At 71.3% G+C, this 12775-nt stretch carries 11 protein-coding genes; 10 read left to right on the forward strand and 1 reads right to left on the reverse strand.

The genetic code is table 11. The features are described 5' to 3' along the window. Window positions 1-15 precede the first annotated feature (15 nt). The 8 genes from tal to ACFCXS_RS30580 all read left to right on the forward strand — a co-directional run bounded on the left by tal (window position 16) and on the right by ACFCXS_RS30580 (window position 9322). Complete coding sequence (gene tal / locus ACFCXS_RS30545; RefSeq protein WP_376646587.1) at window positions 16-1161, forward strand: transaldolase; 1146 nt, start codon at window positions 16-18, stop codon at window positions 1159-1161. Continuing rightward, window positions 1158-2831: a glucose-6-phosphate dehydrogenase gene (zwf, locus tag ACFCXS_RS30550; RefSeq protein ID WP_376646588.1), complete on the forward strand. Its 1674-nt coding sequence runs from the start codon at window positions 1158-1160 to the stop codon at window positions 2829-2831. Before tal ends, zwf begins: the two co-directional genes overlap by 4 nt. Continuing rightward, window positions 2828-3763, forward strand: coding sequence for a glucose-6-phosphate dehydrogenase assembly protein OpcA (gene opcA / locus ACFCXS_RS30555; protein ID WP_352096694.1), 936 nt, complete (start codon window positions 2828-2830; stop codon window positions 3761-3763). Before zwf ends, opcA begins: the two co-directional genes overlap by 4 nt. After that, window positions 3756-5420 (forward strand): glucose-6-phosphate isomerase, encoded by a 1665-nt coding sequence (gene pgi / locus ACFCXS_RS30560; RefSeq protein ID WP_376646589.1) that lies wholly within the window; start codon window positions 3756-3758, stop codon window positions 5418-5420. The genes opcA and pgi overlap by 8 nt, the downstream gene beginning before the upstream one ends. Before the next feature lies 1 nt (window position 5421). Beyond that, a complete protein-coding gene (gene gnd / locus ACFCXS_RS30565; protein ID WP_376646590.1) occupies window positions 5422-6306 on the forward strand; it encodes a phosphogluconate dehydrogenase (NAD(+)-dependent, decarboxylating) in 885 nt (294 codons plus the stop codon). 3 nt (window positions 6307-6309) lie between these two features. Beyond that, window positions 6310-6897: a histidine phosphatase family protein gene (locus tag ACFCXS_RS30570; protein WP_376646591.1), complete on the forward strand. Its 588-nt coding sequence runs from the start codon at window positions 6310-6312 to the stop codon at window positions 6895-6897. Between the two features lie 58 nt (window positions 6898-6955). After that, a complete protein-coding gene (locus ACFCXS_RS30575) occupies window positions 6956-8422 on the forward strand; it encodes a membrane-associated oxidoreductase (RefSeq protein WP_376646592.1) in 1467 nt (488 codons plus the stop codon). A gap of 174 nt (window positions 8423-8596) precedes the next feature. Continuing rightward, complete coding sequence (locus tag ACFCXS_RS30580; protein WP_376646593.1) at window positions 8597-9322, forward strand: dienelactone hydrolase family protein; 726 nt, start codon at window positions 8597-8599, stop codon at window positions 9320-9322. Here the strand turns inward: ACFCXS_RS30580 and ACFCXS_RS30585 are convergent. Beyond that, a complete protein-coding gene (locus tag ACFCXS_RS30585; protein ID WP_376646594.1) occupies window positions 9285-10184 on the reverse strand; it encodes a shikimate dehydrogenase in 900 nt (299 codons plus the stop codon). The genes ACFCXS_RS30580 and ACFCXS_RS30585 overlap by 38 nt on opposite strands. A gap of 142 nt (window positions 10185-10326) precedes the next feature. Here ACFCXS_RS30585 and ACFCXS_RS30590 point away from each other — a divergent pair, with 142 nt between their 5' ends. Continuing rightward, window positions 10327-10992 carry a TetR family transcriptional regulator gene (locus tag ACFCXS_RS30590; RefSeq protein WP_376646595.1) on the forward strand — a complete coding sequence of 222 codons (666 nt, stop codon included), beginning with the start codon at window positions 10327-10329 and terminating at the stop codon, window positions 10990-10992. Window positions 10993-11152: 160 nt separating this feature from the next. Continuing rightward, window positions 11153-12508 carry an MFS transporter gene (locus tag ACFCXS_RS30595; RefSeq protein WP_376646596.1) on the forward strand — a complete coding sequence of 452 codons (1356 nt, stop codon included), beginning with the start codon at window positions 11153-11155 and terminating at the stop codon, window positions 12506-12508. Window positions 12509-12775 lie beyond the last annotated feature (267 nt).

Consider the following 12775-nt stretch of genomic DNA (forward strand, 5'->3'; position numbering starts at 1 on the left):
ACCGCCCGAAAGAAGATGATCACTGTGTCCGAAGCGACCGCGAATGCGGGAGCACTCAAGCGCCTGTCCGACGAGGGCGTGTCGATCTGGCTCGACGACCTGTCGCGCCGGCGGATCGAGTCCGGCAACCTGGCCGAACTCGTCGCCACGAGGAACGTCGTCGGCGTCACCACCAACCCGTCCATCTTCCAGGCCGCCATCGGCTCGGGCGCGGGCTACGAGGAGCAGCTCGCCGACCTGGCGGTGCGCGGTGTGACGGTCGACGAGGCCGTCCGGATGATGACGACCGCCGATGTCCGGGCCGCCGCCGACGTCCTGCGCCCGGTGTACGACGCGACCGGCGGCCGGGACGGCCGGGTCTCCATCGAGGTCGACCCGCGCCTCGCCCACGACACGCGGGCGACGGTCGCCGAGGCCCGGCAGCTGGCCTGGCTGGTGGACCGCCCCAACGTGATGATCAAGCTCCCGGCGACGCGGGCGGGCCTGCCCGCGATCATGGAAGTCGTCGGGGCGGGTATCAGTGTCAACGTGACGCTGATCTTCTCGCTCGAGCGGTACCGCGAGGTGATGGACGCCTATCTCGCGGGGCTGGAGAAGGCACAGGCGGACGGCCTCGACCTGTCCGCGATTCACTCGGTCGCCTCGTTCTTCGTCTCCCGTGTGGACGCCGAGATCGACAAGCGGCTGACGCTGCTGGGCACACAGGAGGCCCTCGCCCTGAAGGGCCGGGCCGCCCTGGCCAACGCGCGGCTCGCCTACGAGGCGTACGAGCAGGTCTTCACCGGGGCGCGCTGGCAGGCGCTGGGCGGGGCCCGCGCGAACCGGCAGCGCCCCCTTTGGGCCTCCACCGGTGTGAAGGACCCGGCCTACAAGGACACCCTGTACGTGGACGAGCTGGTCGCCCCCGGCACGGTCAACACCATGCCGGAGGCCACGCTGAACGCCGTCGCCGACCACGGCGACGTCCAGGGCGACACCGTCTCCGGCGGTTACGCCCAGGCACGCGCGGACCTGGCGGCCGTCGAACGGCTCGGCATTGCATACGACGAGGTGGTGCGGCAACTGGAGGACGAGGGCGTGGCCAAGTTCGAGGTGGCCTGGCAGGAGCTGCTGGACGCGGTCACCAAGTCCTTGAACGACAAGGGAGTTGACGCGGAATGAGCGAGGGCATCGAGGGCATCCCCCAGACGGCCGAACAGGAGACGAAGGGGACCAAGGAGGAGAAGGAGGCCCTGGCCGCCCAGGAGGCGGCCGGAGTCGAGCAGAGCGGGGTGAGCGGTCACGCTCCCCGTACGGAGCACGCCGACACCCACTTCGAGAACCCCCTGCGCGACGCACGCGACCGCCGTCTGCCTAAGATCGCGGGGCCCTCCGGGCTCGTCATCTTCGGCGTCACCGGAGACCTGTCCCGCAAGAAGCTGATGCCGGCGGTGTACGACCTGGCCAACCGCGGTCTGCTGCCGCCGGGCTTCTCCCTGGTGGGCTTCGCCCGCCGGGACTGGGAGGACCAGGACTTCGCGCAGGTGGTGCACGACGCGGTCCGCGAGCACGCCCGGACCCCGTTCCGCGAGGAGGTCTGGCAGCAGCTCGCCGAGGGCATGCGGTTCATCCCGGGCGACTTCGACGACGACACGGCGTTCAAGCAGCTGCGCTCCGCCATCGAGGAGCTGGACGCCTCCCGGGGCACCAGCGGCAACTACGCCTTCTACCTGTCGGTGCCGCCGAAGTTCTTCCCGAAGGTCGTCCAGCAGCTGAAGAAGCACAAGCTGGCCGCCGCGCCCGAGGGTTCCTGGCGCCGGGCGGTGATCGAAAAGCCGTTCGGGCACGACCTGACGTCGGCCGAGGAGCTCAACCGCATCGTGCACGACGTGTTCGATCCGGAGCAGGTCTTCCGCATCGACCACTACCTCGGCAAGGAGACCGTCCAGAACCTCCTGGCGCTGCGCTTCGCCAACCAGATGTTCGAGCCGATCTGGAACCGGTCGTACGTCGACCACGTGCAGATCACCATGGCCGAGGACATCGGCATCGGCGGCCGGGCCGGGTACTACGACGGCATCGGCGCCGCCCGTGACGTCATCCAGAACCACCTGCTCCAGCTGATGGCGCTGACCGCGATGGAGGAGCCGGCCGCCTTCGACGCCCCCTCGCTGCTCACCGAGAAGCTCAAGGTCCTCAAGGCGGTGCGGCTGCCGCAGGACCTCGGGGCGAACACCGTGCGCGGGCAGTACGCGGCGGCCTGGCAGGGGGGCGCGAAGGTGCGCGGCTATCTGGAGGAGGACGGCATCGACCCCTCCTCCACGACCGACACCTACGCCGCGATCAGGCTCCAGGTGGACAACCGCCGCTGGGCCGGCGTCCCGTTCTACCTGCGCACCGGCAAGCGTCTCGGGCGCCGGGTGACGGAGATCGCCGTCGTCTTCCAGCGGGCGCCGCACTCCCCCTTCGACTCGTCCGCCACCGAGGAACTGGGCTCCAACGCGATCGTCATCCGCGTCCAGCCGGACGAGGGCATGACGGTCCGCTTCGGCTCGAAGGTGCCCGGGACGTCGATGGAGATCCGGGACGTCACGATGGACTTCGCCTACGGCGAGTCGTTCACCGAATCGAGCCCCGAGGCGTACGAACGGCTGATCCTTGACGTGCTCCTGGGCGACGCCAACCTGTTCCCCCGTCACCAGGAAGTGGAAGAGTCCTGGAAGATCCTCGACCCGATCGAGCAGTACTGGGCCACGCACGGCAGGCCCGCACAGTACACCTCGGGCAGCTGGGGACCCGGGGAAGCGGACGAGATGCTCGCACGAGACGGACGGAGCTGGCGCAGGCCATGAAGATCGACCTGACCGACACCACGGCAAGCAAGATCAACAAGGCGCTGGTGCAGGGCCGCCGCGCCATCGGCACACCAGCCGTGGGCATGGTCCTGACGATGGTGATCGTCACGGACGAGGAGAACGCCTACGACGCCATCAAGGCGGCCGAGGAGGCCTCGCACGAGCACCCCTCGCGCACTCTGGTCGTCATCAAGCGGCACGCCCGCACGCCGCGCGACCGCCAGTCCTCCCGGCTGGACGCCGAGGTCCGGGTGGGCGCCGACGCGGGCACCGGCGAGACGGTGATCCTCAGGACCTACGGCGAGGTGTCCGAGCACGCCGACTCGGTGGTGCTGCCGCTGCTGCTGCCGGACGCGCCGGTGGTGGTGTGGTGGCCGGTGGACGCCCCCGAGGTGCCCTCCAAGGACCCGCTCGGCGCACTGGCCCAGCGACGGATCACCGACCTGTACGCCGTCGAGAACCCGCTGGAGACGCTGCAGGCCCGGGTCCGCTCGTACGCCCCCGGCGACACCGACCTCGCCTGGACCCGGCTGACGCCCTGGCGTTCGATGCTCGCGGCCGCGCTGGACCAGGCCCGGGCGCGGATCGTCTCCGCGGCGGTGGAGGCCGAGGCCGAGAACCCGGCCGCCGAGCTGCTGGCCCGCTGGCTGGAGGCGCGGCTGCACGTCCGGGTCGACCGCGTGGTCACCGCCGGGCCGGTCGTGACCGCCGTGCGCCTGGGCACCGAGCACGGCGAGATCGTCATCGACCGCCCCGAGGGGCCGCTGGCCACGCTGACCCTGCCGGGCCAGCCGTCACGCACCCTCGCGCTGAAGGTCCGCGCGACCTCCGAACTGATCGCCGAGGAGCTGCGGCGCCTCGACGCGGACGAGATGTACGCCATCGCCCTGAACGGCGAGGCGACAGAGGAGACCCCCGCTCATGTCTGACTCCCCTTCCGACTCCCCCCGGCTCAGCCGGCGCCCCGAGTGGACCGCCCTGGAGGACCACCGCACGGACGCCCTGCCGCAACCGGAGCTGCGTGAGCTGTTCGCGGCGGACCCGGGCCGCGCCGAGCGCTACGTGGTGCACGTGGGCGACCTGCGGATCGACTACTCCAAGCACCTGGTCACCGACGAGACGCTGGCCCTGCTGCAGGAGCTGGCCACGGCCACCGACGTGTTCGGGCTGCGGGATGCCATGTTCCGCGGCGAGAAGATCAACACCACCGAGGACCGGGCCGTGCTGCACACCGCGCTGCGCGCCCCGCGGGACGCGGTGATACAGGTCGACGGCGAGAACGTCGTCCCGGCCGTGCACGCCGTGCTCGACAAGATGGCCGCCTTCGCGGACCGGGTGCGCTCCGGGGAGTGGACCGGCCACACCGGCAAGCGGATCCGCAACGTCGTCAACATCGGCATCGGCGGCTCGGACCTCGGCCCGGCCATGGCCTACGAGGCGCTGCGGCCGTTCACCGCGCGGGAGCTGACGCTCCGCTTCGTGTCGAACGTGGACGGCTCGGACCTGCACGAGGCGGTGCGCGACCTGGACCCGGCGGAGACGCTGTTCATCGTCGCGTCCAAGACCTTCACCACGATCGAGACGATCACCAACGCGACCTCGGCGCGGTCCTGGCTGCTGAAGGGGCTCGGGGGCGACGGGAAGGCGGTGGCCAAGCACTTCGTCGCGCTGTCGACCAACGCGGAGAAGGTCGCCGGCTTCGGCATCGACGTGGACAACATGTTCGAGTTCTGGGACTGGGTCGGCGGCCGCTACTCCTACGACTCCGCCATCGGCCTGTCCCTGATGATCGCGATCGGCCCGGACCGCTTCCGGGAGATGCTCGACGGCTTCCGCATCGTCGACGAGCACTTCCGCAACGCCCCGGCCGAGGCCAACGCCCCGCTGCTGCTGGGCCTGCTGGGCATCTGGTACGGCAACTTCCACGACGCCCAGTCGCACGCGGTGCTGCCCTACAGCCACTACCTGTCCAAGTTCACCGCCTACCTCCAGCAGCTCGACATGGAGTCCAACGGCAAGTCGGTGGGCCGCGACGGAAAACCGGTGGAGTGGCAGACCGGGCCGGTGGTCTGGGGCACGCCCGGCACCAACGGGCAGCACGCCTACTACCAGCTCATCCACCAGGGCACCAAGCTCATCCCGGCCGACCTGATCGGCTTCGCCCGGCCGGTCGCCGAGCTGAGCGACGAACTGAAGGCGCAGCACGACCTGCTGATGGCCAACCTGTTCGCGCAGGGCCAGGCGCTCGCCTTCGGCAAGACCGCCGAGGAGGTCCGCGCGGAGGGCGTGCCCGAGGAGCAGGTGCCGCACCGCACCTTCCGGGGCAACCACCCCACCACGACGATCCTGGCCACCGAACTGACCCCGTCGGTCCTCGGTCAGCTCATCGCCCTCTACGAACACAAGGTGTTCGTGCAGGGCGCCGTCTGGAACATCGACTCCTTCGACCAGTGGGGCGTCGAGCTCGGCAAGGTGCTCGCCAAGCGCGTCGAGCCCGCCCTGACCGAGGGCGCTGACGTCCCCGGTCTCGACCCGTCCACGGCCGCGCTGGTGGCCGCCTACCGCAAACTTCGGGAAGTGAGCTGACATGCAGATCGGTCTTGTGGGTCTCGGCAAGATGGGCGGCAACATGCGCGAGCGTCTGCGCAACGCCGGCCACACCGTCATCGGCTACGACACCAATCCCGAGAAGTCGGACGCGAGCAGTCTGGCCGACCTCGTCAACCAGCTGGAAGCGCCCCGCACGGTCTGGGTCATGGTCCCGGCAGGCGACCCCACCCAGCACGTCATCGACCAGCTCGGGGGCCTTCTCAAGCCCTACGACACGGTGGTCGACGGCGGCAACTCGCGCTGGACGGACGACGAGAAGCACGCCGAGGAGCTGAGCAAGCGCGGCATCGGCTTCGTCGACGCGGGCGTCTCCGGCGGCGTGTGGGGCCTGAAGAACGGCTACGCCTTGATGGTCGGCGGCGAGAAGGAGACCGTCGACCGGCTCCAGCCGATCTTCGAGGCGCTCAAGCCCGAGGGCCCGTACGGCTACGTCCACGCCGGCAAGGTCGGTGCCGGGCACTTCGCGAAGATGGTCCACAACGGCATCGAGTACGCCATGATGCAGGCCTACGCCGAGGGCTGGGAGCTGCTGGAGGCCGTGGACTCGGTGGACAACGTCCGCGAGGTGTTCCGCTCCTGGCAGCAGGGCACCGTCATCCGCTCCTGGCTGCTCGACCTGGCGGTGGACGCCCTGGACGACGACGAGCACCTCACCGAGCTGCGGGGCTACGCCCAGGACTCCGGTGAGGGACGCTGGACGGTGGAGGCCGCGATCGACAACTCCGTGCCGCTGCCCGCGATCACCGCCTCGCTCTTCTCCCGGTTCGCCTCCCGGCAGGACGACTCGCCGCAGATGAAGATGATCGCGGCGCTGCGCAACCAGTTCGGCGGTCACGCCGTCGAGTCGGCGAAGAAGGCGTAGGACGTGGGAGATCTGCTGCTGGTCCGCCACGGCGAGACGGAGTGGAGCCGGAGCGGACAGCACACCAGCTTCACCGACCTGCCCCTCACCCCACGCGGTGAGGAGCAGGCCGCCTCGCTCGCCCCGCTCCTCGCGGACCGCCCCTTCGCACTGGTCCTCACCAGCCCCCTCGGCCGCGCGGTGCGCACCGCCGAACTCGCGGGCCTGACCGGGACCGTGCAGGACGCGGACCTCCACGAGTGGCACTACGGCGCCTACGAGGGCGTCACCACCGAGGAGATACACCGCACCCGTCCCGGCTGGGACCTGTGGACCGACGGGAGCCCGCCCGGCCCCGACGGCGAGCCGGGCGAGTCGCCCGAGGAGGTCGGCGAACGGGCCGACCGGGTGCTGTCCCGGGCGGAGAAGTCACTGCCCGAGGGGGACGTGATGCTGGTGGCGCACGGCCATTTCCTCCGTGTGCTGACCGCCCGCAGGCTGGGTCTGTCCCCGGCGGAGGGACGGCTGTTCCGGCTGGAGACCGGGACGGTCTGCCGACTGTCGGCCGAGCACGGCCGGCCTGTGATCGCGGAGTGGAACACCCGGGCGTAACGCGCCCCGGCCGGAGGTGAGTTGACACCTCCGGCCGGGCACGTCAGAGTCCCCGCTGATGGAGATCGACGACATGACGCCCGCCGAGGAGCGGGTGTGGCGCGCCTTTCCGCGCGGCCAGGACGTGGACTTCCGGGACGCGGCGGACCAGGACCCGGCACGGGGCGCGCAATGGGGCCCCGAACGGACCGTACGGGCCGCCGTGGTGCGGGCACTGCTGCTGAGCGCCCCGCAGGAGGACGGGGAGACCGCCGCCCTCAGGCTGGCCGGCGCGCGGATCACCGGGGAACTGCTCCTCCAGTACGCCGATGTCGACCACCCCGTGCGCCTCAGCGACTGCTTCTTCGAGGACCCGCCCGTGCTGTACGCGGCGCGACTGCGGCAGCTGAACCTGCGCGGTTCCGTCCTGCCCGCCCTGAGTGCCGAGACCCTGCGCGTGGACGGCGTGCTGCGTCTGTCGGACTGCCGGTTCGGCGGGCCCGTACGGCTCGGCGGGGCGCAGATCTCCGGCGCGCTGTTCATGGACGGGGCCGACATCGGCGAACCGCCCGCCGGTCAGCCGGCACTCCAGCTCAACCATGTGACCATCGGGGAGGGCCTGTCGGCGCCGGGGTTGCGCACATGCGGCGAGGTACGGCTGTCCGGCGCGTCGGTCGACGGCACGATCGACCTCAACGAGGCGCGTTTGCGGGTCGGCGCGGGCGAGGTGGCCCTGGACGCGGAGACCCTCACGGTGGAGGGCGACACCAGGCTGCGCGAGGCGGACGTGCTCGGCTGGATCGGCCTGCGCGGCGCGCACATAGCGGGCCGTCTCGACCTGTCGCACGCGACCCTGGCCAATCCGGGTGACGCGGCGCTGCGGGCCAGCAGCTGCACCATCGGCGAACTCTGGCTGCGCAAGGGGCCTCGCATGGAGGGCATCCTCAACCTGCGCCGCGCCCAGCTGGACGTGCTGTTCCTGGAGCCGGAGGTGGTGCCCGACGAGGTCCTGCTCAACAGTCTCGTCTACACCTCCCTCACCCCGCACGAGCCCGCCGAGCGGCGGCTGGCGATGCTGGAACGGGACGGCGAGGGCTACGTCCCGCACGCCTACGAGCAGTTGACCGCCGCCTACCGCAGGATCGGCGACGATCCCGCCGCCCGGCTCGTCCAGCTCGCCAAGCAGCGCCGCAGACGTGACACCCTGCCCTGGTACGGCCGGCTGTGGGGCCATGTGCAGGACGCCACCGTCGGCTACGGCTTCCGCCCCCTGCGGGCAGCGGGCTGGCTGGTGTCGCTGCTGATGGCCGGCTCGCTCGTCTACGCGCTGCACCATCCCGCGCCGCTGAAGCCGGACGAGGCACCCCAGTTCAACCCGGTCTTCTACACCCTCGACCTGCTGCTGCCGGTGATCTCCTTCGGCCAGGAGGCCGCGTTCGCCCCCACCGACGGCTACCAGTGGCTCTCCTACGCCCTCGTGCTCACGGGCTGGATCCTCGCCACCACCGTCGTCACCGGCATCACCCGGACCGTCAGCCGCCAGTGAGCGCCCGTGCTCCGAACTCGCCGAGGGCCTCGCCGCCGTACGCGCCGCGAACCGGGACCTACGGCTCAGCCGAACTGCCGACGGGGTGCTTCCGGAAGAACGCCCGAGACCTGTCTTCTGCCAGCGGCAGAACACCGGCCGCACCTGGCTCGGCGATCACTACAGTCGGGGCTCATGACGACAGTCACCACACGCACGGTCGAGTACGCGGCCGACGGGCTGACGATGATCGGGCACCTCGCGCTCCCGGCCGGCGCCGGCCGCCGGCCCGCGGTCCTGGTCGGGCCCGAGGGGGTGGGGCTCAGCGACGTCGAGCGCCGCCGAGCCGATGCGCTCGCCCGACTGGGATACGTGGCACTGGCCTTCGACCTCCACGGAGGGCGCTACTTGGGCGACCCCGAGGAGATGCGGGCCCGTTGCATGCCACTGCTCGCCGACCCCGACCGGCTACGGGGCATCGGCCACGCGGCGCTCGGCGTGCTCCGCGCCGAGCCGCGGACCGACCCCGACCGGATCGCCGCCGTCGGCTATGGCACCGGAGGCGCAATCGCGCTGGAACTCGGTCGCGACGGCGTCGACCTGCGCGCGATCGGGACAGTCAACGCAACCACCACGGGCCGGCCGGGCGAAGCGGCGCGCATCCGCTGCCCGGTGTGGGCCGGGGTCGGGTCGGAGGACCCGATCATGCCGCCCGCGCAACGGGAAGCGTTCACCGCCGAGATGCAGGCCGCGGGCGTCGACTGGCGCCTGGTGGTCTACGGCGGCGCCTTGCACGCCTTCCACCACCCACCGGTCGACCACACGGTGGTCCCCGGCGTCGGCTACCACCCACGGCACGCGCAGCGGGCTTGGCGTGACGTCGTCAGCCTGCTCGCCGAGTGCCTGCCCATGACGGAGTGATCTGCCCCGGCGCCAGTTCGGTCAGGTCGGCCAGCATCCGCGCGGCGCCGGGTTCCCGGCCGGTGAACAGGCGGAACGCGTCGGCGGCCTGGAACGCGGCCATGCCGCCGCCGTCGAGGGTGGCGCAGCCCAGGGCGCGGGCCGTGCGCAACAGCTCGGTCTCCAGCGGGCGGTAGACCACCTCGGCCACCCACAGTCCGGAGTGCAGCAGCCCGGCGGGCAGGGGCAGGCCGGGGTGGGCGGCCATGCCGGTGGGGGTGGCGTGGACGATGCCGTCGGCCCGGGCGAGGAGTTCCGCCTGCCGGTCCGGGGAGGCGGCGGCCGCCCGGCCCTCTCCGAAGGTCCGGTTCAGGGAGCCGGCCAGGGCCGCGGCCCGCTCGGGCAGGGCGTCGAGGACGGTGACCCGCCCGGCGCCGAGGGTGAGCATGGCGTGCGCGACGGCCGCCCCCGCCCCACCGGCGCCCAGCTGCACGACCCTCTCCAGCGGCGCGTCGGGCAGCCCGCGCGCGAACGAGGCGGCGAAGCCGGTGACGTCCGTGTTGTGGCCGACCGCGCGGCCGTCCTCGAAGACGACGGTGTTGACCGCGCCCAGCCCCTCGGCCTGCGGGGCGAGCGAGTCCAGGTGTTCGATGACGAGCTGTTTGCAGGGATGCGTGATGTTGAGCCCGTCGAAGCCCAGGTCACGGGCGGCCCGCAGCAGATCGCCCACCGCCTCGGGCGGAACGCCGAGGGTGTCGATGTCGATCAGCCGGTACATCAGGCGCAGGCCCTGCCGGCCGGCCTCCCGCTCGTGCAGCGCCGGACTGAGGGACGGGCCGATGCCGGACCCGATCAGTCCGACGAGATACGACTCCTTGGGCACGCGCGCCTCCCGAGCGGCTCGCTAATGTACGAACTAGTACGTTAGCTATATCAGTCGAGCGCGGGCTCGGGAAGACCCCACGGGCGGGCGGGCCCCTGCTTCTAGAATCACCGGCACCGGACCCTCCGCCCGAAGGAACCTGATGACCAGCGTCGAAGAACCGGCACGATCCGGCGAGCGCATCCGTGACGCCGCCCGCACGCGGGCCGAGATTCTCGACGTCGCCACCGAGGAGTTCGCCCGGGCCGGCTACGACGGCGCCCGGGTCGACGAGATCGCCGCCCGCACCCGCACCACGAAGCGGATGATCTACTACTACTTCGGCGGCAAGGAGCAGCTCTTCACGGCTGTGCTGGAGCACGCGTACGGCGTGATCCGGGAGGCCGAGCAGCAGCTCGACGTCGACCATCTGGATCCGGTCGCGGCCATCCGGCGCCTGGCCGAGCTGACCTTCGACCACCACGAGCAGCACCCCGACTTCATCCGCCTGGTCAGCATCGAGAACATCCACGAGGCGCAGCACATCGCCGGCTCCGAGATGCTCGGGGCGATCGGCTCCCCCGCCCTGGACGTGATCCGCCGGATCCTGGCCTCGGGGCAGGAGTCGGGCCTGTTCACGGCCGACGTCGACGCCGTCGACCTGCACGCGATGATCTCCTCCTTCTGCTTCTTCCGGGTGGCCAACCGGCACACCTTCGGCGCCCTGTTCGGCCGCGACCTGCTCGACGGTGCGCAGCGCGCGCACTACCGCGCGATGCTCGGCGACATGGTGATCGCGTATCTGACGGCGGAGCGCACGGCCCGCTGAACCCGGGACACGACCCCTTGACACCGGCAACACACGGGCGCAGCATCACTGGCCATCCCCTACTAACTACCCAGTGGGTTAATTAGCCGCGATCCGGCACGCCCCTCTGTTCGTCCGTCGCCCCGCCCCGCCTCCGCGCGGAGCCCCCGAAGGAGCCGCCGTGTCCGTCCCCGCCATGCCCTCAGGGCCCGCCGCCCCGCCCGGTCAGCCCGGGAAAGCCGCGACCGCCGCCTGGATCGGCAGCGCCCTGGAGTACTACGACTTCTTCATCTACGGCAGCGCCGCCGCGCTGATCTTCCCCAAAGTGTTCTTCGACGAGTCCGACCCGGCCACGGCGACCCTGCTGTCGCTCGCCACGTTCGGTGTCGCGTACGCGGCCCGCCCGGTCGGCGCGCTGGTGCTCGGGCACTTCGGGGACAAGCTCGGCCGTAAGAAGATCATGGTCTTCACGCTGATGCTGATGGGTCTGTCGACGTTCCTCATCGGCTGTCTGCCGACCCGTGACCAGGTCGGCGGCCTCGCCCCGGTCCTGCTGGTGCTGTGCCGGGTGCTCCAGGGCATATCGGCGGCGGGCGAGCAGGCCAGCGCCAACTCCATGACGCTGGAGCACGCGCCACCGGGCCGGCGCGGCTTCTTCACCAGCTTCACCCTCAGCGGCACGCAGGGCGGCCAGTTGCTGGCCACCCTGGTCTTCATCCCGGTCGCCGCGCTGCCCGAGGACCAGCTGCTGTCGTGGGGCTGGCGGCTGCCCTTCTGGCTGAGCGTCGCGGTCGCCGTCGTCGGCTGGGTCATCCGCCGCAAGCTGGACGAGACACCGGCCTTCGCCCAGCAGGCCGAGGAGGGGGTGGTCAAGCTGCCCCTCGTGATCCTGCTCCGCGAGCACTGGGCGGATGTGCTGCGCGTGATCGCGGGCGCGCTGATCGCCTCGGTCAGCACGATCTTCACGGTGTGGGCACTGGCGTACGCCACGAGCGACGCGGTCGGCATGTCGCGTACGGCCATGCTGTGGGTGGGCGCCCTGGCGAACGTCGTCGCGCTCGCCGCGATCCCGCTGTGGGCGACGCTGTCCGACCGGATCGGGCGCCGCCCGGTGTTCCTGATCGGCGCGGCCGGCAGCGCGGTGACGATGTTCCTGTACCTGTGGGCGGTCTCCACGGGCTCCTACCCGCTGACCTTCCTGACGGGCATCGTCTGCTTCGGCGTGGTCTACAGCGCCGCGAACGGGGTGTGGCCCGCCTTCTACGGCGAGATGTTCACGACCCGGGTCCGGCTGTCCGGCGTGGCCATCGGCACGCAGATCGGTTTCGCGGCGGCCGGGTTCGCGGTGACGTTCGCGGCGCGGATCGCCGGGCCCGGGGGCGACGACTGGTCGGGGGTGGCGCTGTTCACGGCGGCGTTGTGCGTGCCGCCGGTGCTTGCCGCGCTGTCGGCGCGGGAGACCCACCGGATTCCCACGGAGTCGCTGGGGGAACGGGGCGGGCTGGGGGCCGCGCAGCCGGAGAAGGTGACGGCCTGACGCCCCCGTTGTCCGCAGACGGCTTGCGAGGAGGCCAGGTCGGGGGTGGTCCTCGGGTGCGGGTGCGTGGGGGGCGTTCGCGCAGTTCCCCGCGCCCCTGAGGAGCCTCCCCCGGGCCTTCACCGATCGCTCTCGGTGCTTCTCCGGAGGGTGTCGGCAGTCTGTCGGCGGTGTCCGTGTTTCTGCCGGCGGTGCCCGTCTTCCTGTCGGCGGTACGTCGGCGGAGGTTGCGACCTTGGGCGGGTTGGTGCTCCTCCTGAGCAGGCC

Origin of the sequence: Streptomyces sp. NPDC056373, assembly GCF_042262425.1 — a bacterium.
Taxonomy (GTDB): domain Bacteria; phylum Actinomycetota; class Actinomycetes; order Streptomycetales; family Streptomycetaceae; genus Streptomyces.

Bases quoted from the DNA above. Each gene is read 5' to 3' on its own strand.
- tal (WP_376646587.1), top strand. From the start codon at position 16: ATGATCACTGTGTCCGAAGCGACCGCGAATGCGGGAGCACTCAAGCGC.
- zwf (WP_376646588.1), top strand. From the start codon at position 1,158: ATGAGCGAGGGCATCGAGGGCATCCCCCAGACGGCCGAACAGGAGACG.
- opcA (WP_352096694.1), top strand. From the start codon at position 2,828: ATGAAGATCGACCTGACCGACACCACGGCAAGCAAGATCAACAAGGCG.
- pgi (WP_376646589.1), top strand. From the start codon at position 3,756: ATGTCTGACTCCCCTTCCGACTCCCCCCGGCTCAGCCGGCGCCCCGAG.
- gnd (WP_376646590.1), top strand. From the start codon at position 5,422: ATGCAGATCGGTCTTGTGGGTCTCGGCAAGATGGGCGGCAACATGCGC.
- ACFCXS_RS30575 (WP_376646592.1), top strand. From the start codon at position 6,956: ATGGAGATCGACGACATGACGCCCGCCGAGGAGCGGGTGTGGCGCGCC.
- ACFCXS_RS30580 (WP_376646593.1), top strand. From the start codon at position 8,597: ATGACGACAGTCACCACACGCACGGTCGAGTACGCGGCCGACGGGCTG.
- ACFCXS_RS30590 (WP_376646595.1), top strand. From the start codon at position 10,327: ATGACCAGCGTCGAAGAACCGGCACGATCCGGCGAGCGCATCCGTGAC.